General features: G+C 38.7%; 18 protein-coding genes and 1 other annotated feature. All 18 genes read right to left on the reverse strand.

All coding sequences use genetic code 11. The annotated features are described in order from the left end of the window. Positions 1–88 precede the first annotated feature (88 nt). Positions 89–763, reverse strand: coding sequence for a phosphate signaling complex protein PhoU (phoU, locus tag FF105_RS02165; RefSeq protein WP_004913284.1), 675 nt, complete (start codon positions 761–763; stop codon positions 89–91). A 55-nt stretch (positions 764–818) separates the two neighbouring features. After that, complete coding sequence (gene pstB / locus FF105_RS02170; protein WP_010281342.1) at positions 819–1,589, reverse strand: phosphate ABC transporter ATP-binding protein PstB; 771 nt, start codon at positions 1,587–1,589, stop codon at positions 819–821. Continuing rightward, complete coding sequence (gene pstB / locus FF105_RS02175; RefSeq protein ID WP_139967129.1) at positions 1,586–2,428, reverse strand: phosphate ABC transporter ATP-binding protein PstB; 843 nt, start codon at positions 2,426–2,428, stop codon at positions 1,586–1,588. Before pstB (FF105_RS02175) ends, pstB (FF105_RS02170) begins: the two co-directional genes overlap by 4 nt. Before the next feature lie 7 nt (positions 2,429–2,435). Next, positions 2,436–3,320 carry a phosphate ABC transporter permease PstA gene (pstA, locus tag FF105_RS02180; RefSeq protein ID WP_010281335.1) on the reverse strand — a complete coding sequence of 295 codons (885 nt, stop codon included), beginning with the start codon at positions 3,318–3,320 and terminating at the stop codon, positions 2,436–2,438. Next, the gene (gene pstC, locus FF105_RS02185; RefSeq protein ID WP_010281332.1) at positions 3,320–4,243 is read right to left on the reverse strand and encodes a phosphate ABC transporter permease subunit PstC; all 924 of its coding nucleotides are present in this window, start codon (positions 4,241–4,243) and stop codon (positions 3,320–3,322) included. The genes pstA and pstC overlap by 1 nt, the downstream gene beginning before the upstream one ends. Positions 4,244–4,295: 52 nt before the next feature. After that, positions 4,296–5,177, reverse strand: a complete 882-nt coding sequence (locus tag FF105_RS02190; protein ID WP_010281329.1) for a phosphate ABC transporter substrate-binding protein PstS family protein — start codon at positions 5,175–5,177, stop codon at positions 4,296–4,298. A 198-nt stretch (positions 5,178–5,375) separates the two neighbouring features. Further along, positions 5,376–6,716, reverse strand: coding sequence for a sensor histidine kinase (locus FF105_RS02195; protein ID WP_290046306.1), 1,341 nt, complete (start codon positions 6,714–6,716; stop codon positions 5,376–5,378). 95 nt (positions 6,717–6,811) lie between these two features. Next, entirely contained in the window at positions 6,812–7,720 is a 909-nt protein-coding gene (locus FF105_RS02200) for a phosphate ABC transporter substrate-binding protein (protein WP_010281324.1), read from the reverse strand. Between the two features lie 180 nt (positions 7,721–7,900). After that, positions 7,901–8,587 carry a response regulator transcription factor gene (locus FF105_RS02205; RefSeq protein WP_010281321.1) on the reverse strand — a complete coding sequence of 229 codons (687 nt, stop codon included), beginning with the start codon at positions 8,585–8,587 and terminating at the stop codon, positions 7,901–7,903. 83 nt (positions 8,588–8,670) lie between these two features. After that, complete coding sequence (recA, locus tag FF105_RS02210) at positions 8,671–9,825, reverse strand: recombinase RecA (RefSeq protein ID WP_010281319.1); 1,155 nt, start codon at positions 9,823–9,825, stop codon at positions 8,671–8,673. A gap of 139 nt (positions 9,826–9,964) precedes the next feature. Next, positions 9,965–10,546 (reverse strand): CDP-diacylglycerol--glycerol-3-phosphate 3-phosphatidyltransferase, encoded by a 582-nt coding sequence (gene pgsA, locus FF105_RS02215; RefSeq protein ID WP_010281316.1) that lies wholly within the window; start codon positions 10,544–10,546, stop codon positions 9,965–9,967. 11 nt (positions 10,547–10,557) lie between these two features. Next, a complete protein-coding gene (locus FF105_RS02220) occupies positions 10,558–11,445 on the reverse strand; it encodes a helix-turn-helix domain-containing protein (RefSeq protein WP_010281313.1) in 888 nt (295 codons plus the stop codon). Between the two features lie 14 nt (positions 11,446–11,459). Beyond that, positions 11,460–12,731, reverse strand: coding sequence for an EF-P 5-aminopentanol modification-associated protein YfmH (yfmH, locus tag FF105_RS02225; protein ID WP_010281310.1), 1,272 nt, complete (start codon positions 12,729–12,731; stop codon positions 11,460–11,462). Position 12,732: 1 nt separating this feature from the next. Then, positions 12,733–13,995: an EF-P 5-aminopentanol modification-associated protein YfmF gene (gene yfmF, locus FF105_RS02230; protein WP_139967136.1), complete on the reverse strand. Its 1,263-nt coding sequence runs from the start codon at positions 13,993–13,995 to the stop codon at positions 12,733–12,735. Next, positions 13,992–15,446 carry a cardiolipin synthase gene (cls, locus tag FF105_RS02235; RefSeq protein ID WP_139967137.1) on the reverse strand — a complete coding sequence of 485 codons (1,455 nt, stop codon included), beginning with the start codon at positions 15,444–15,446 and terminating at the stop codon, positions 13,992–13,994. The genes yfmF and cls overlap by 4 nt, the downstream gene beginning before the upstream one ends. 81 nt (positions 15,447–15,527) lie before the next feature. Beyond that, on the reverse strand, positions 15,528–16,382 hold the full coding sequence (locus tag FF105_RS02240; protein WP_010281303.1) for an amino acid ABC transporter substrate-binding protein: 855 nt from the start codon (positions 16,380–16,382) through the stop codon (positions 15,528–15,530). Then, on the reverse strand, positions 16,382–17,020 hold the full coding sequence (locus FF105_RS02245) for an amino acid ABC transporter ATP-binding protein (protein WP_010281299.1): 639 nt from the start codon (positions 17,018–17,020) through the stop codon (positions 16,382–16,384). Before FF105_RS02245 ends, FF105_RS02240 begins: the two co-directional genes overlap by 1 nt. A gap of 4 nt (positions 17,021–17,024) precedes the next feature. Further along, positions 17,025–17,666, reverse strand: a complete 642-nt coding sequence (locus FF105_RS02250; RefSeq protein ID WP_010281297.1) for an amino acid ABC transporter permease — start codon at positions 17,664–17,666, stop codon at positions 17,025–17,027. 196 nt (positions 17,667–17,862) lie between these two features. Continuing rightward, positions 17,863–18,084: a binding site (T-box leader), on the reverse strand. Positions 18,085–18,118: the final 34 nt, after the last annotated feature.

An 18,118-nucleotide genomic window follows, 5' to 3' on the forward strand; every position in this document is an offset into this window, starting at 1 on the left:
GGTTACTATATTGATACAATAACACTTTCACATTACAATTATACCAAATGTAGACTATAAAAAAAAGCGCCTTACAGACGCTTGACTGTTAAATAAAGAAATTGTAGCCTGGATTCAATTCGATGATCTTACCAGTACGCTTATAGACAATCCATTCTGCAATATCAGTCGTGTAATCACCAATACGTTTCAAGTAACCAGCAATCACTAAATAATCAGCAGCAGAATCAACCAAATCAGCATTTTCTTTCATACCATTTACGGAATCAGTTCTGACTTTAGCAGCACTTTGTGACAACTTATGGTTAGCTTCAGCTATTGATTCAGCACCGAGGGCATCGTTTTTAACATAATATTCCATCACTTGAGAAACCATATTGGCTACCATTTCTCCGATAACCCCAAGTTCTTGTTCAATGCTAGCAATATGCTTTGTCCCTTTCACTCGAATAGTTGAGTTAGCAATATTACGTGCCTGATCACCCATTCGTTCTAAAACCGAGACAGCTTTCAAAATTGTGACAATTTCACGTAAATCTGTGGTCACAGGTTGATATAGTGCAATCATCTCAAAGGTTTTCTTTTCAATAGCAGCTTCTCGTTCATTAATTTGATGATCATTTTCTAAAATTTGACGCGCACCCTCGCGGTCATGATCCACAAATGACTGAACAGCTTTTTGAATAGTTTGAGACACTAGCATACCCATTTCTGTAAATGAGCTATCTAAATCTGCTAATTCTTCATCAAATAATCGACGCATAACAAACTCCTCCATGACTTTGTATAGTGTGGTCTTGCAATTTTTTTGGTTTTAATTAACCAAAACGTCCAGAAACATAATCTTGTGTTTCTTGCTTTTGTGGATTAAGAAAAATGTGCTTCGTCTGATCAACTTCAATCAGATCCCCACTCAAGAAGAAAGCAGTACGGTCAGAAATTCTTGAAGCTTGTGACATTGAGTGTGTCACAATAATCATGGCATAATCTTCTCTTAATTTCAACAATGTTTCCTCGATATTACGACTCGAAATAGGATCCAATGCTGAAGTTGGTTCGTCAAGTAAAAGTAATTCTGGTGACATTGCTAATACACGTGCAATTGAAACACGCTGTTGCTGCCCACCAGACAACCCCAATGCCGATTTGTGTAAATCATCTTTGACTTCATCCCAGACTGAGGCTTGCTTTAATGAGCGTTCTACTGCTTCATCTAATACTGCTTTGTCTTTAACGCCATCTAAACGCAATCCAAAAATAACGTTTTCATAGATTGAGAATGGAAATGGGTTAGGTTGTTGAAAAACCATCCCGATTCGCTTGCGTAAATCAACTGTGTCAGTCGTTGGTGCATATATATCAGTCCCATTGAAATTAAATGAACCTGTTACAGTCACACCATCTTCCAAATCGTGCATTCGGTTTAATGCGCGTAAATAGGTAGTTTTCCCTGAACCAGAAGGACCAATTAAAGCTGTGATTCCCTTGTTTGGAAAGTCCAAATCAATACCATGTAGGGCTTCTTTTTGACCATACCAAAGACGAACATCACGTGTGGATAAAATTGTTTTTTCTTGTTTGTCTGTCATCCGAAATTACCTGATATATAATCATTTGTCAAAGCAACTTTAGGTCGCGTAAATATTTTACGTGTTAAATCATATTCAATGACTTTACCTAAATGGAAGAAAGCCGTGTAATCACTGATACGGGCAGCCTGTTGCATGTTATGTGTCACAATGATGATTGTGTATTGATTTTTTAATTCAATCAATGTGTCTTCAACCTGAGCAGAAGAAATTGGATCCAACGCGCTTGAGGGTTCATCCAGCAAAAGAATATCGGGCTTTAGTGCCAAGGCACGTGCAATAACCAATCGTTGCGCCTGTCCACCTGACAAGGCTAAGGCTGATTTATTTAATTCATCTTTAACTTGATCCCACAATGCCGCTTGTTTTAAACTGGTTTCAACTATTTCGTCAAGTTGTTCTTTCGTGTAGTTGCCACGTTGCGTTAGCGCGAAGGTTATGTTGTCATAAATTGATTTAGCAAATGGATTGGGTCGTTGGAAGACCATACCAATGTGACGACGCATCTCATAAACATCAATATTTTTAGTGTTAATGTCAACACCACGATACATAATTTGACCATTAACAGTAGCAACATCGTCGTTCATACGATTCAAAGATCTCAAAAATGTTGACTTACCAGAACCAGACGCACCAATAAGGCTCGTAATCTTATAGCGTTCAAATTCCAAATCACCTTCACTCAAAGCGAGGTTATCGCCATAAGACACTTGTAAGTCATGTGTAGAAATTGCAATTTCATGCTTGTCAGAAGCCATATTATAGATATAACGTTCGGGAGCGTCTTCTCTAATAAAATCACTGGCAGGTTTAAATTCAAAGTTAGGATTTGTCATAGTCGCCTCACGAACTAGTTAGTTTCTTATACAACTTGGTACCTAATTTACGCGCACTAAAGTTGAACAGTAATACAACAATAATTAACACTGCTGATGCACCCGCAGAAACTGCGTTAACATCTGGCATGATGCCTTCAGAATTAATTTTCCAAATATGAACTGCTAAAGTTTCTGCTGGACGCATTGGATTCAAGGGACTTGAAATATTGAACGGATTCCAATCCCCAAAGTTCAAAGCTGGTGCAGATTGTCCAGCAGTATAGATTAGTGCGGCAGCTTCACCAAATACACGACCTGCTGACAGAACAACCCCTGTCACAATTGAAGGCACAGCCGCTGGCAAAATTACATGTAGAACCGTTTCCCAACGTGACAATCCCAGTGCAGATCCCGCTTCACGTTGTAAGTCTGGAATTTGAGCCAAACTTGTCTCAATCGAACGTGTTAACAATGGTAAATTAAACAAAGTTAATGCAATGGCACCAGACAAAATTGAAAATCCCAATTTGAATTGAACAACGAACAATAGAAAACCAAACAAACCAACAACAACAGATGGTAACGAACTTAGAATTTCAATTGCCGTTCGGACAATCGCTGTAAAATAATTTTTCTTAGCATATTCATTTAAGTAAATTGCTGCGCCCAATGCGATTGGGAAGCTAATTACCATAGCCAAAATCAATAAATAAAATGAGTTAAAGAGTTGCACACCTACACCGCCACCCGCCTCAAAAGCTCGGGCCGGTGAAGTCAGAAAATGCCATGACAAGTGTGGTACTCCTCTTACGAGGATAAATGACAGCATCGCAAACAAAATTAATGCGACAATACCTGAAATGGCATAAATAAAGCCGGTGGCTATTTTATCAGCAGTTTTTGCTTTCATTACTTCATCGCTCCTCTACGTCCAATTGCACGCACAATTAAGTTAAATACCAATGACATGATTAACAAAATCATTGCCAAGGTCCATAATACGTCATTCTGTAATGATCCCATGACAGTATTACCAATTCCCATCGTCAAGACAGAAGTTAATGTTGAGGCAGGCGTCGTCAAACTGTGTGGCATCAGAGCAGCATTTCCAATAACCATCTGAACCGCCAAAGCTTCACCAAATGCTCGGGCCATTCCAAATACAATGGCCGTCAGTATTCCAGGTGTTGCAGCCCGTAAAACAACCTTGTAAATCATTTGCCAACGCGTAGCACCAATCGCTAAAGCAGACTCGCGATAATGGCGTGGCACAGATCTCAATGTGTCGACGGTCATCGAAGTAATAGTTGGCAAAATCATAACAAAAAGTACAATTGTACCTGACAAAATACCAAATCCTGAACCACCCGCAATTGTTCTTATAACTGGCACAACGACCGTTAAGCCAATAAAACCATAGACAACTGATGGGATACCAACCAATAATTCAACAATAGGTTGCATAATTTTGGCGCCGCGCTTTTGTGCAATTTCAGTCATGAACAAAGCAGTACCGATTGCAAACGGTGTTGCAACAATGGCTGCCAAGAACGTTACTAAAAATGAGCCCAAAATCATTGGCAAAGCCCCAATATAAGGCTTTTTAGTTGCAGGATCAGTTACAGAAGGATTCCATGTTGTGCCAAATAAGAAATCTTTCACATTGACACCATCTTTATAAAAAGTGGACAGGCCGCGACTCAAAACGAAAACGAAAATTGAAACAACAACGATTGCAATCAAGATCAATGCTGTCATGCTGATTGCACGACCAATAGTATCTTTTCGAGTTGATTCAGAGCGTTGCATTAGTTTTTTTGTGATATTATCCATGTTTTCTCCACGGTGAGTGTTGTTGCGCAATCAGCGTCAGCAACGAACACGCTTATTTTTCAACCACTTGACCATTAACATTACGACTAATTTTCATATCATGAATTGAAATATAGCCCAGCTTTGGAACCAAAGTAGATTGAATTTTTGTTGATGTGAGATATTTTAAAAATTTACTAACCTGAGCATCGGGTTTCCCCTTAGTGTAAACATGCTCATATGACCAAATGGCGTATTTTCCAGTGGCAACATTTTGATTATTAGGTTTTATGCCGTTAACACTAGCAGCTACAACAGATGAATCGATGTAGCCAAAAGCAGCATATGAAATCGCACCAGGCGTTGTTGCAACGATCGAACGTACCATACCTGACGAATCTTGCTCCTGCGCTGAGATGCTTTCAGCACCATCTAAGGCCCATTTTTCAAAAGTCGCCCTTGTACCAGAACCAGTTGCACGATTGATAATGACAATGTCAAGGTTTTTACCACCCACTTCTTGCCAGTTCGTTATTTTACCGGTAAAAATAGCTTTTAATTGCGCCGTTGATAGATTTTTGACCCCATTGTCTTTATTTAACAAGGGTGCTATACCGACAACAGCAACCTGATGATCTACTAACTGGCTGGCTTTAATGCCTTCTTTTTCTTCAGCGAAAACATCCGAATTACCTAAATCTACGGCGCCTTGAGAAACTTGACTGAGCCCTGTTCCCGTACCACCACCTTGAACATTAATAAATGTACCAAGATTTTCTTTAGCATATTCTTCACCAGCCGCTTCAACAAGTGGTTGAAGTGCGGTCGATCCAACAGCTGTGATTGAAGTGCCAGATGCGCTTTGATCACGCGTGGCATAAGCTGTTCCGAGTGCTGCAACAATAGCCACGACAACGATTGAAGATACAATCGCGCCGCGATGTGATTTCGACATGTTTAATGCCTCCCAAGATTTACTACTACGTTTTAATTATCTTAAACTTGTGTAAATATCAGAACGCCTTTTTGTAAAGTTTGTGTAAAGGAATTTAAAATATGGAAACTATATGTTCTCTTTTATGGACTGACATCACGATTTATAAGTTCTATAATTTTTTAAACACAAAAAAAGAAGATAGTCACAATATCTTCTTTACAAAGGCAACGTCAGTGTAATAGTTGTTCCAACGCCTACTTGAGATTTCACTTGCAGTTGACCGTTATGTTTGGTCACAATTTCGTTTACTATTGCCAGCCCAAGACCAGTACCACTGGCAATTTTGCGCTGTCTAGACTCGTCACCACGATAGAACCTTTCAAAAATACGTGATTGTTGACTCAAAGGAATACCAATCCCAGAATCTCGAACACTTAAAGTCCATTGTGATTTATCTTTTTTGGCCGTCACCCACACTTCACCATTTTCAACATTGTACTTCACGGCATTAGTCAATAAATTTTGAATAATCGTCGTGGCATCTTCAGAAACACCCACCACTTCGAATCTATCTGCAACATCATTGTGAATTTTAACGCGTTGACTATTAATTTTTTGAATTTGTTGATTGATAATTTCAGAGACTTTAATCATTGACACTTCTCCATCAGCCTTATGTTTGAGACGAGACAGAGACAAAATATCATTTACTAAATCAGAAAGACGCTGCGACTCATTTGCTACGATTGTCAAAAACTGAGCTCGCGTTTTAGGGTCATCCCCGGCAGGGCCTTGTAACGTTTCAACAAATCCCGTGATCGCAGTCAGCGGTGTTTTAAACTCATGCGAAGCGTTGGCCAAAAAGTCTGCCTGCATACGTTCAATTTGCAAAACACTCGTCAAATCATAAAGCATAATCATGACTTCACCCTCTGCGCCAGATTGATGGTATAGTGTGCTGGCATCGTATTGACGCGTTTCGCCATTGATTGTTAGGTTTAGAATTGATTGTTGCTTTGATTGTGTATTAAATGTTTGGCTAATTAACTCCGATAATGTAAATTGACGAATTATCAAATTTTCTGAAATCGGTAATTTTGGTAAAGAAACCCCCAATAAATCAGCAGCTTTCTGATTAAAAACATCAATCGTATGATGTCGATCAACATTGATCACGCCAACAGGTAAGCTAGTAAGTAATGTTTGATAATTGCCAACATCACGTTTATTATCATATTGAGAATGCCGAACATATGTCTGTAATGCGTTAAAAGATTGCAACAAGTCATAGTAAGGTGATTCAGGTGATACTAATACACCTCTAGGTGTCTCGCCGTCTAACGTGTCCTGCATCCTTTTTTTCATCACAGCTAATTCAGTCGCATCACTCCTTTCCCAAAGTTGAGAGAGCCAAGCCTCGACAATTGAAATCAAAATCACAATAAAAATTAAAGCAGTCAAAGTCTGCCTTGTCAATGACACTATTTGAGTTAAGGAGATCAGTAAAATCAAGTTTAAACCCAAAATAATAATGAATTTTTCAAATTTATTTTTCATACGTTTATCATATCATCTTCGTTACAAAAATCAGCACTAATTTGATTAACAAAAAAACAGGTATTACCCTGTTTTGAATTAATAATATCATTTAGTTATTTGTCAGTGACTTTTCCGCTTGAATCACGTGTTACTTTCATATCTGTCAAACCAATGTAACCCAACTTTGGCACAATCGTCTTTTGAACTGATTTTGTTGAGAAGTAATCCAAGAATGCCTTAGTGGCACCAGTTGCCTTACCCTTTGTATACATGTGTTCGTATGCCCAGATAGGCCATGAATTGTCTTCAACATTTGCTTTGCTAGGCTTAACGTTGTCCAATTTAAGTGCCTTGATACCATCAGCATCTAAGTAAGCAAATGCTAGATATGAAATAGCACCGGGTGTAGTTTTAACAATTTTTTGAACAGTACCATTTGAATCTTGTTCAGTTGCTTGCACGGCATTTTGACCATCTAAGATATTCTTTTCAAACACAGCACGTGTGCCTGATCCAGTTGCACGGTTAATCACAACGATCTTTTCATCTTTTCCACCGACGTCTTTCCAGTTCGTTATTTTGCCAGTGAAAATCTCACGCAATTGCGTCTTTGAAATATTGCTAATTTGAACATCACTATTGACAACAGGTGCAATACCAACAACAGCAACCTTATGATCAACTAACTTGCTTGCATCTACGCCTTCTTTTTCTTCAGCGAAAACATCTGAGTTACCAATTTGCGCTGATCCGTCTGATACTTGGCTAAGACCCGCACCTGAACCACCACCTTGAACTGTCACTGTAACATCTGGATTCTTATCTTGAAACGAGGAAGCAACTTGTTCTGCCAATGGCTGCAAAGCAGTTGATCCCAAAGATAGCACTTTACCACTAACTTTCGTCGATGACGTTGATGATGATTTGCTGTCACTCGACTTGTTATTAGCAGAGGTATATAACGCAATCCCTGCCGCAATGACAACGATTCCTCCAATAATACCTGCAACTTTTTTGTTCATGATGTACTTCTCCCTTTGGATTATGTAATGAAAACAAGGTCGTAGTAGAGGCTCTTGGGGGCCACTCCTTGTTTACAAGTTATATAATACGGTGCCATTGTTAGGAATAGTAACCTATTTTCGTCGTGTTTATGTAAATAATTGTAAAGACATATTTACAAAAAAAACGGTCTAGGACCGTCAATTAATCATTGTATAGCCAAATCCACGAACTGTTTTCAATATTTCCGGGGACTTGGGATTTGTTTCTATTTTTTCACGTAGATTACTAATATGCATATCGACCATACGGCTTTCACCAGTATACTCATAGCCCCAAACTGCGGTCAAAATAGTTTCGCGATCGATCACGCGACCCAATCGCTGGGCGAAATACAATAATAAATCATATTCACGTGGTGTCAATGCAACACTCTGACCAGCCTTAGTAACAATCTTTTTGCCATCGTTAATATTCAAGTCTTGAATCGTAATCACAGTTTCTTCTGATTCAACGGTGGGTATTTGTGAACGGCGTAACACTGCTTTTAATCTGGCAATCACTTCTCGTGGGCTAAACGGCTTGGTAATATAATCATCAGCACCAAGTTCCAAACCAAACACTCGGTCAAATTCGTCCCCTTTGGCCGTCACTAAAATGACTGGTGTTGTGATTTTATCTTGACGAATTTGTTTTAAAACTGTCATGCCATCCACGTTAGGTAACATTAAATCTAGTAAAATTGCATCAAATTGTTCTGATTTCGCTAATTGATAAGCGGAACTACCATCCCCTGCCGTTGTCACCTCAAACCCATTTTGCTCCAAATTATATTGCAACAACGTTGAAATTGCTACTTCATCATCGACAACCAATATTTTAGTCATGTTAATCTCCATGGAATCTATTATCTGCATTGTAACAAAAAAAAGAAAAACGCCCTAGCGTTTTCCTAAAATGTTTACATAACTTATACAATTGGTTCATCTGTTAGATCATCATCAATGCCCAAATCCAAGTCTGCAGTTTGACTAACCGCACCATCCTTTTCTACAGGCACATCTGAGGTTGGCGCAACATCATCGCCATCACCATTGATGCCATACGCTTGGCGAACTTTAATATAAAGTTCCTGTCTTAAATCAGCGTGTTCAGGATCATCAAGGTAATCTTTAGCTTTTTCTCGCCCTTGACCAATTCGCTCACCTTCGTATGCATACCAAGCACCGGCCTTATCAATAATATCTTGATCAACTGCCAAATCCAAAATCTCACCGGTCTGTGAAATTCCTTTACCATACATTATGTCTACTTCTGCTACCTTAAACGGTGGGGCAACCTTATTTTTTACAACTTTAACCTTCGTTAAATTACCAGTTACATCAGTACCATCTTTAATTTGTGTCGAGCGACGAACTTCTAGGCGAACCGTTGAATAAAACTTAAGTGCACGACCACCAGGTGTTGTTTCTGGGTTACCAAACATGACACCGACTTTTTCTCTGATTTGATTAATGAAGATAGCGATAGTCCCTGTTCGATTTAGAGTCCCAGCAAGCTTTCTCAAAGCCTGACTCATTAAACGAGCCTGAAGACCGACATGTGCGTCGCCCATTTCACCCTCAATTTCAGCGCGAGGCACTAGCGCAGCAACTGAATCAATCACAATCATATCAACCGCTCCAGATTGTACCAAGGCATCGGCAATTTCTAGTCCTTGTTCACCTGTATCAGGCTGAGAAAGTAATAGTTCATCCTTTTTGACACCTAAAGCCTCTGCGTACTTAACATCTAAGGCATTTTCAGCATCAATATACGCTGCTGTCCCCCCTTGTTTTTGTACTTCAGCAACAGCATGTAGTGCAATGGTTGTTTTTCCAGAAGATTCTGGCCCGTAAACCTCAATAATACGCCCTTTAGGGTAGCCACCAACGCCCAAAGCAATGTCTAACTTAACAGATCCCGAGGGAATTGTTTCCACTTGGGTCAGCGCATTGTCTCCTAGAGTCATCACAGAGCCCTTACCAAAATTTTTTTCAATTTTTTTTAGCGCTTCATTAAGTGCAGCCTGTCGGCCATCCTTTTTAGCTTTATCATCTTTTTTTGTCGTCTTTTTTGTTACCATGCGGCGAACTCCTTTTATCTTACTTGATTAGTGTAACTGTTTCTAGAACCAAAAGCAAGTCTTTTTCGAACATTTGTTCGTTGTCTTTTGTTCATACTTTGTTATACGAAAAAAGCGCTTTCCGCGCTTTAAAAAGGTATTATAAACCGTCAGAAAAAACAACTCTGTTTTGCCAAAAATAGTCCAATCCTGAATAGATCGTAAATATGACTGCTATCCACAATAAGACATCTCCTATTGGAAAGCCAATCACGGCGAACGGTGCATTATGAATATACAAAAAGAAAATTGCAAACATTTGAGAAAAAGTTTTGATTTTACCGGGCATTTGTGCAGCTAATACTTGACCATTATTTTCAACGATCAGTGTTCTTAAGCCAGTAATAGCCAGTTCACGAATGACGATAACGGCAGTCATCCAAGCTGGCACAACCCCAAAACTAGTCAGAAAAATCAAAGCAGTCATCACTAATAATTTGTCCGCTAATGGATCTGCAAACTTACCAAAATTTGTTACTAAGTGTTGACTCCGTGCAATTTTACCATCTAGAAAATCAGTTATTGCAGCAATTGCAAAGACAATTGCCGCAATCAACCATGTGGTGGGCACTGCAGTACCCACCAACTTTACGTTTCCCCAATCTAATGGCAGTGTTAATAACAAGATAAAAATCGGAATTAAAATAATACGAAAAACGGTTAATTTATTAGGTAAATTCATGGGACATCCTTCTATTTATTTAGATTAAATAACACATTCCAAAAAGCAGTTGTCGCACCATCTACTGGTACAGATTCACCGTCCACAGTTAAGGTTGCATTGCTAACGTTGGTAAATTGCACGTTGAAAGAGTTCGTACCGGATGGGATTTCGACTGTTTTATCAGTACCAGCCGAAACCGTCTCATTCAACAATATGGCGTTATTCCCATCGCTAACCTTGACAGTTGTCCCTGTACTTTGTGCTTTAATCACAACAGTATGCTTTTTTGCGTTCTCATCAGATAAATTAAAAATCGTTGTTTGTAGACTGGCATTTGTTTCTGGAGAACCCAAATCCAACTTTTTTGCACTAGAGCTAGAGGCAGATGTTGAGGAACTTGATTTTTTAGATGAAGTGTTACTTGACGAAGATTTTGGTACAGCCGAAGACGAAACAGAAACATTCCCGCCATCACTGTTTTGTGACGTCCCAGTACCAACGTGAGTCAGAACAAACCAAATCACCGCAAGTGCAATAATAATCAGCAGACCTATCCATATTGTCGGCATAAAGTTGGACAATCTAGACCTAGCCGTCATTGTGTGATCAATTCCGGCGCGCATAATCCCATCATCATCTTGGTGCGCACGACTCAAATCACTACTACGTGAAATCGACACTGGTGGCTTTTCCCCTAAAACCTCGTCTGGATGTAAACCCACAGCTAAGGCATATTGACGAATAAAAGCGCGTACATAAAAATCTCCCGGCAAGACGCTGAGATTGTTTTCTTCAATCGCCACCAAATAGCGACGTTGAATCTTGGTAATATCCTGAATATCATCCAATGATAAATTTTTGGCTTGGCGAGCAGCTTTTAACTGCTCGCCAATTTGATTGGTTAATGTTTCACTCATAAATGTCCTAAAACCTATTTTTGCAACACAAATCGTTGCAGCACTGCATTCTGAAAAATTTTATCGGCTGTTACAAGAATGTCATCAAATGTTAAATCTTGTAACAACTCTATCTTATCAAAAAGATTAACCCCAGACAAGGCATCATCTCCTCGAAGTGCTATATTTTCAAGTGAATTCAGGCGTTGTATGCCTTCACCGATTGTTGCTCGTTTAAGTTGTTCAAAACTGTGGACCTGATTTTTTAGCGCACTTCGATATTGAATAGTTTGCGTTTGAATCGCCTTTTCTAAAGCCTGATAGGCTGTTGTTTCAGCGAAGATAGTGATGAACTGATACTCTCGTATTAAATCAAAAGATGTGTCAAATTCTGAATCAATAATACCTTCATTATACAACTTTTGATACCAGTCCGTTTGCTCACCAAAAAGTAAATCTAATAGTAAGTCTGCCGCTAAAGTACGCTTCGTAATATTTGTCCCGTTTAATGGTTTGCCATCAATGCGAATTCCAAATGCAACTTTGGGGCGTGAAATATTAAACTGACGTGTGGTAGATAGACTACTAAGTGGTTGAACATTTGGCACTAACCGCTTAATTTCTGAAGAGGTGGTTGAAAAAGATTGTTGTGTTTGACTAATTGTTTCTAAAATTTCGTGTGCATCAAAATGACCAATTACTTGCAGTGTGAGTTGGCTAGGTTGGTAAAAAGCGTGGTGCACATCATATAATAATTCTGGTGTAATCGTAGCAATAGATTGTTGTGTACCCGCGATATCGTGCGCCATTGGCGAGTCAGGATACATCATAGACAAGATGCCCATGTAAACAGCCCAATTTGGATCATCTTGGTACATTTGAATTTCTTGCCCAATAATGCCTTGCTCCTTTGCAACCGTTTTATCGCTAAAATAAGGTGTTTGGACAAATTGCAAAAGATGCTGGAGTGCGGGTACAACATGTTGCGTCGTAGAAAATAAATAACTGGTTTGATATGCATTTGTAAAGGCATTAGCATCCGCCCCTAATTGACCAAAACGCGTAAACGCATCCTCATTTTCTTTTTCAAAAAGTTTATGTTCTAAAAAATGAGCAGTGCCAGCAGGAATTTGCTTCGGTGAGTCATGTCCTATCTGATATTTTTCATCAAGTGAACCATAGTCGGTTGTCAAAACAGCAAATGTCTTGTGGTACTCCGGTTTTTGCACCATCACCACATTTAACCCATCCGGCATTGTTTCGATTAATACTTTTTCTTTTAATTGTTTGTAATACTTTTCTAGCATGCTATTCCTTAGGCAACAATATAAATCTGCTCTGTATCTGAAGTTTTTTTGCTACAAGTCGAATATCATTGGTAGTGACCGCCTGTACTTGGCTAATCCATTCAGACTCACTAGTCTCACTACCAGTCAGCAAACGTGAAAAAGCAATTTCTATTTGGCTATTAGGCGAATCCTGCTGACTGAGATAATCATTTATCAAACTTTTTTTAATTGAGGTTACTACCTTGTCCTCAAAGTCACCGTTTTGAATTGCCAGAATCTCTTCGTCAATCATTTTTTCTGCTTGCACCACTTTGTCAGCATCTAAGCCGGCCGCAATCAATAAGAAACCAGTATCATATTGCCATTTTGAATAAATGCTGTATGCCAACGACGCTTTTTCTCGTACATTCATAAACAACTTAGACAAAGGAGATCCGCCCAACAAAGCATTCATCACCATAGCCGCAAATCTTTGTTTATCCAACGGTGGTACATTCAAACGCATTGCTAATGTCAACATTGCTTGGTTAATGTCCCGCTGATATTGCTTCTTTTCAACAGTGGCTGGCCGTAGCGCCTGACGATAAAATGGCTGCAATACTGGTAGCCTTCGTGGAGAAATCGACCAGTCCTTGATTATTGATTCAACATCACTTTCATTGACATTACCCAAAACAACAATATTAACAAGATCACTTGAAATCATATTCCGGTAAGCAGTGTAGAGCGACTCAGATGTCAAATTTTTGACCAAATCAATGTCACCTGCTGATGATGATTGTAAATTTGGCACATCGTAAGTGATATTTCGTAATTGACTAATTGCATAGCGTGATTTATCGTCTTTAATGCTTTCTAATTCATTAATCAGGCTTTGTTGCTCTTTGGCAAAGACGTTTCGGTCAAATTTTTGACCATCTAGAAGCGGGTCAAAAATCATTTCTTGTAAAAAACTAAACGCATCGACTAACAAATCATTGCCGTCATCAACGTAATCAGGAGCTGGCAATTGCAGTGTCACGCGCACATGATGTGTTTGACCAAAGCGATACACATCAGTTTGATATTGTGCCCCGTATAAATCAATTGTTTTTTGCGCCACGTCTTGTTGTGTCGGATATTGCCGTGCACTAACTGCCATAAGATAAGATAAAAGCGATCTCGCACTAATATTAGAGGTTAATGCAGGTGCCACAAAATCAATGGCAATATGCAGTGTTTTAAATTGTGTGGTGGGTAAAACAACTAAATTTACCCCTGAATTAATTCTGTATTTTTTCATAATATTGGCGAGAATAATCGACTAAACTTTTGCTTGAATTTCATCCAGACAGACTGTTGATCAAAATAATCCGCTGTCAAAAGTGTTGATTCCTCAATATCCTTTATAAAGAGTTCCTCTAATTGTACCGCAAATTCGGGATCATAAATGAACGCATTAGCTTCAAAATTAAGTGAAAACGAGCGAATATCCATGTTAGCAGATCCCACTGTGGCCACCTCATTATCAATCATCACCACTTTACTGTGTAGAAAGCCACCGTCATAACGATAAACAGTCGCTCCTAAGTCAATTAATTCCTTTGCATAGTACTGAGTTGCACGATAAACTAACGGATGATCCGGCATGCTTGGAATCATCAAGCAAACCTCAACGCCTGACAAAATCGCAATTTCCAATGTTTCTAAAACTGGTGAATCAGGAATAAAATAAGGTGTTTGAATCATTATTTTTTTTCGTGCAGAAGCAAACATCCGCATAAAACCTTGTTTAATTTGCTTCATATCATTATCAGGTCCACTTGAAACAATTTGAATCATAGATTTACCCGGTAATGAAAAATTTTCAGGAAAATACGCTGTCGTTTGTGTCAATATTTCTTTGCCTTCAGCTGTGGCATTCCAATCCATCAAAAAACGACTTTGTAGTGACAATACCGCATCACCAGAAATTCTGGTATGTGTGTCACGCCAATTGCCAAATCTTTTGAATTTGCCTAAATATTGATCTCCAACATTGAAACCACCAATGTAACCAATTTTTCCGTCAATTATTGCAATCTTTCTGTGATTTCGGAAATTAAAACGCAAAGTCAGAACTTGAAAACGACGCATCAAAAAGGGTACGGCTACCCCACCAGCAGCCCGTAACCGTTTATACATGTCAACATGCTGCCCATGAGAACCAAACTGGTCAAAAATAACTCTCACTTCAACACCTTCACTGGCTTTTTTGGTTAACAAATCAATTAACTGATTACCAATGGTGTCATCATAAATCGTAAAATATTCTAAATGAATATGTTCCTTTGCCATACGTATATCGTCAAATAAAGCTTCAAACTTACTTTCACCATTAGTGAATGTCGTAATCTTGTTACCACGTGTTAATACAGATTTGTCAGAAGTCAAAAATAAACCCAATAGCTCGCTAGCGCTTTCAGGAATAGGCAATAATGTTTCAATATCAGCCAATTGATGACGTTGGTTAATCGCAATTTGTTCAAGACCACGTTGCTCTTGTGTTCTCAAACGAAAAATTTTTTTACTGGAGATACGACTGCCCGCTAGGAAAAAAATAGCAAATCCAATTACTGGTAGAAAAAGCAATACTAACATCCATGCCCAAATTGTCGCAATATCTCGCTTCTGGCGAAAAACTGTAATAAAAGCTACTATCGTATTGACAACTAAGGTAAAAATTATCATAATCCAAAATGAATCTCTAAGCATATCTCCCCCGTTAAACTGATTTAGGCATAATCATATTTTAACACAAAAAAAGGCGCCAATTCGGCGCTTTCATGATTTTAACTACTTTCCAAACCACTTTGTACTCAACTTCTGTAAACGACCATCTTTTTCAAAAATCGCTAATTCTTTGTCAACAGCCTTTCGAAGCGCCTTGTCTGATTTACGGAATCCAACACCTGTATGATCAGTTGGAAAATCCCCAACGGTCACTGTATAATCACTTGGATTAGCCTGATGTGCGACATAGTAACGGGCATAATCTTCGTCAATCAATAGACCATCAATCCGTCCAGCGTTCAAATCATTGAATGCTTTATCAAAGGTATCGTATCCTACAACAGAATTATTCTTGACATATTGTTTTAAGACCTTTGGATATTTATTAAATCCCTCATCACCACTTGAAGCAGTTTGATCGCCTAAAACCTTATCTTTCATATCAGCAAAACTGTTAATATTATTTTTTTTCAACGTTACCAAAACCTGTGTGGCCTTGTGATATGGGGTGGAAAATGCGACTTGCTTTTTTCTGGCTGCCGTAATAGTGTAACCGTTCCAGATTGCGTCAATGTTGCCAGTATTCAATTCTGTTTCTTTCATTGACCAATCGATTGGTTGCCATTTAACTTTTATGCCCATGCTCTTGAAAATTGCGTTAGCAAGATCAACATCAAACCCGACAAGTTTACCATTTTTATCACGAAAACCCATCGGTACAAATGTATCATCTAATCCGATCGTAATCTGTTTAGCTTTTTTAATTCTCGACCACTCATCAGTCTGCACAGTCGTTTGATTACTGCTCGTGTTTGTTTGTGATGGTCGCGATAGCGCGAGACCCGCCCACACAACGACAGCCACAAAAAGTAATCCAACAAAACTGTTGACAATAATTTTCTTTTTCAGACTCGGCATTAGCGTGCCACCTCCTTAGCAAAATCAAAGATACGATCAGAGACAATCTCTGCAAAAAATTGATCATGAGTAATGATCACTTGCGTTACACCACGAGACTTTAATGTTTTCACAACTTCTGCTACTTGTTTCGTAGATGATTCATCAAGACCACTAGTGGGCTCATCGTAGGCTAATATTTTAGGATTCATTGCTAATGCCCGCGCAATTGCAACACGTTGCTTTTGACCACCTGAAAGTTGATATGGATATAAATCCGCTTTGTCCACCATACCCAGTGACTCCAGAAGTGATAAGGCTTGTTCTTTAGCCTTTTCAGCTGGCACTTTATTGACATTAACAGGTGCCAAAGTAATGTTATCCATTACTGTAAAATTAGGAAACAGATTAAAATCTTGAAAAATGAGCCCAATATTAGCGTCTGATCGCTCACCATCTATACTAATTGCTTCATTGTTGATTGTAATTTCACCACCATTGGCAGGCTCTAATCCTGCCATTATTTTAATCAAAGTTGTCTTTCCAATACCAGATGGCCCGACAATACTGAGAACTTCACCCTCTTGCACTGTCAGATTTAGGTTTTTGAAGATGACATTTTGGTCATACATTTTGGTCAAATTTTTAATGGTTAACATCGGCTTACCTCCAAGTATTTAGTACTTTTTCACTACGACGTAATAGCAGCGTCACGATTGCAGTCATTAATAAATAAATCAAACCAACTAACAAGTATGGCATCAATGTCACATCACGACTTGCAGCAATATTTCCGGCCCGAAGCATATCACCTAGACCAATAACATAAACAAGTGACGTATCTTTAACTAAATTAATCACTTCATTACCAAATGACGGAACTACAATTTTAATCACTTGCGGCAAAATGATTTTGAAAAATGTCTGAAACTTGTTGAATCCTAATACTTTGGCAGCATCATATTGTCCAACGGGTATCGCCTGTAACCCACCACGGAATATTTCCGCCAAATAAGCTGCATAATTAATAATAAATGCAATTATTGCTGCCTCAAAACGAGGAAATGTTACCCCAATCATGCCTAGACCATAATAGATAAAAATCAACTGAAGCAATAATGGTGTTCCACGCATAATCCAAATATAACCATTAATTAACCATCTGATAGTGAAATATTGTGATTTCAATCCCAAAGAAACAATGATCCCCAATGGTACTGATCCAACAATAGTTAGAAAGAAAATCCCCAATGTCATTTTCAAACCTGATAACAAACTCGGTAATATTGTCGCTAAATAACTCATGTCCTGTACTCCTTTTAAGAAATTAATTATAATTTTGATATATCATAAAACGAAAAACGTCCTCTTACAACGATTTTATCATTGCAAGAGGACGCTAAAGCGTGGTGCCACCCCAAGTTTAAGTTTTGTTCACACAAAACTTCTCAATCAGTCAATCTACTACTAAACAAAAACGCCTTCTAAATACAATTAGTATTTAGAGGGCGTTTAACGCGGTACCACCTCTTGATTATGTTGCCATCACTGTCAACACCTCAATCAGTCAAAGACTGTATGCAATAACGGGCATCACCGGCATGACCTACTCAATTCAATCATTCACTCGCGAATGTGGTTCATCAATCATAGTTGCTTGCTCACACCAACCGCAAACTCTCTTAATACTATGAAAAATTACTCTTTCGCTCAACGTTTTATTATATGTTTCTAATTATACTAGGATTATCTAATTT

Source organism: Leuconostoc sp. UCMA20149, assembly GCF_030400235.1.
GTDB lineage: Bacteria > Bacillota > Bacilli > Lactobacillales > Lactobacillaceae > Leuconostoc > Leuconostoc pseudomesenteroides.

Bases quoted from the DNA above. Each gene is read 5' to 3' on its own strand.
- cls (WP_139967137.1), bottom strand. From the start codon at position 15,446: ATGCTTAGAGATTCATTTTGGATTATGATAATTTTTACCTTAGTTGTC.
- pstA (WP_010281335.1), bottom strand. From the start codon at position 3,320: ATGAAAGCAAAAACTGCTGATAAAATAGCCACCGGCTTTATTTATGCC.
- FF105_RS02190 (WP_010281329.1), bottom strand. From the start codon at position 5,177: ATGTCGAAATCACATCGCGGCGCGATTGTATCTTCAATCGTTGTCGTG.
- yfmH (WP_010281310.1), bottom strand. From the start codon at position 12,731: ATGCTAGAAAAGTATTACAAACAATTAAAAGAAAAAGTATTAATCGAA.
- phoU (WP_004913284.1), bottom strand. From the start codon at position 763: ATGCGTCGATTATTTGATGAAGAATTAGCAGATTTAGATAGCTCATTT.
- FF105_RS02220 (WP_010281313.1), bottom strand. From the start codon at position 11,445: ATGAGTGAAACATTAACCAATCAAATTGGCGAGCAGTTAAAAGCTGCT.
- pstB (WP_139967129.1), bottom strand. From the start codon at position 2,428: ATGACAAATCCTAACTTTGAATTTAAACCTGCCAGTGATTTTATTAGA.
- FF105_RS02195 (WP_290046306.1), bottom strand. From the start codon at position 6,716: ATGAAAAATAAATTTGAAAAATTCATTATTATTTTGGGTTTAAACTTG.
- FF105_RS02240 (WP_010281303.1), bottom strand. From the start codon at position 16,382: ATGCCGAGTCTGAAAAAGAAAATTATTGTCAACAGTTTTGTTGGATTA.
- FF105_RS02200 (WP_010281324.1), bottom strand. From the start codon at position 7,720: ATGAACAAAAAAGTTGCAGGTATTATTGGAGGAATCGTTGTCATTGCG.
- recA (WP_010281319.1), bottom strand. From the start codon at position 9,825: ATGGTAACAAAAAAGACGACAAAAAAAGATGATAAAGCTAAAAAGGAT.
- FF105_RS02250 (WP_010281297.1), bottom strand. From the start codon at position 17,666: ATGAGTTATTTAGCGACAATATTACCGAGTTTGTTATCAGGTTTGAAA.
- pstB (WP_010281342.1), bottom strand. From the start codon at position 1,589: ATGACAGACAAACAAGAAAAAACAATTTTATCCACACGTGATGTTCGT.
- pstC (WP_010281332.1), bottom strand. From the start codon at position 4,243: ATGGATAATATCACAAAAAAACTAATGCAACGCTCTGAATCAACTCGA.
- yfmF (WP_139967136.1), bottom strand. From the start codon at position 13,995: ATGAAAAAATACAGAATTAATTCAGGGGTAAATTTAGTTGTTTTACCC.
- pgsA (WP_010281316.1), bottom strand. From the start codon at position 10,546: ATGAATTTACCTAATAAATTAACCGTTTTTCGTATTATTTTAATTCCG.
- FF105_RS02245 (WP_010281299.1), bottom strand. From the start codon at position 17,020: ATGTTAACCATTAAAAATTTGACCAAAATGTATGACCAAAATGTCATC.
- FF105_RS02205 (WP_010281321.1), bottom strand. From the start codon at position 8,587: ATGACTAAAATATTGGTTGTCGATGATGAAGTAGCAATTTCAACGTTG.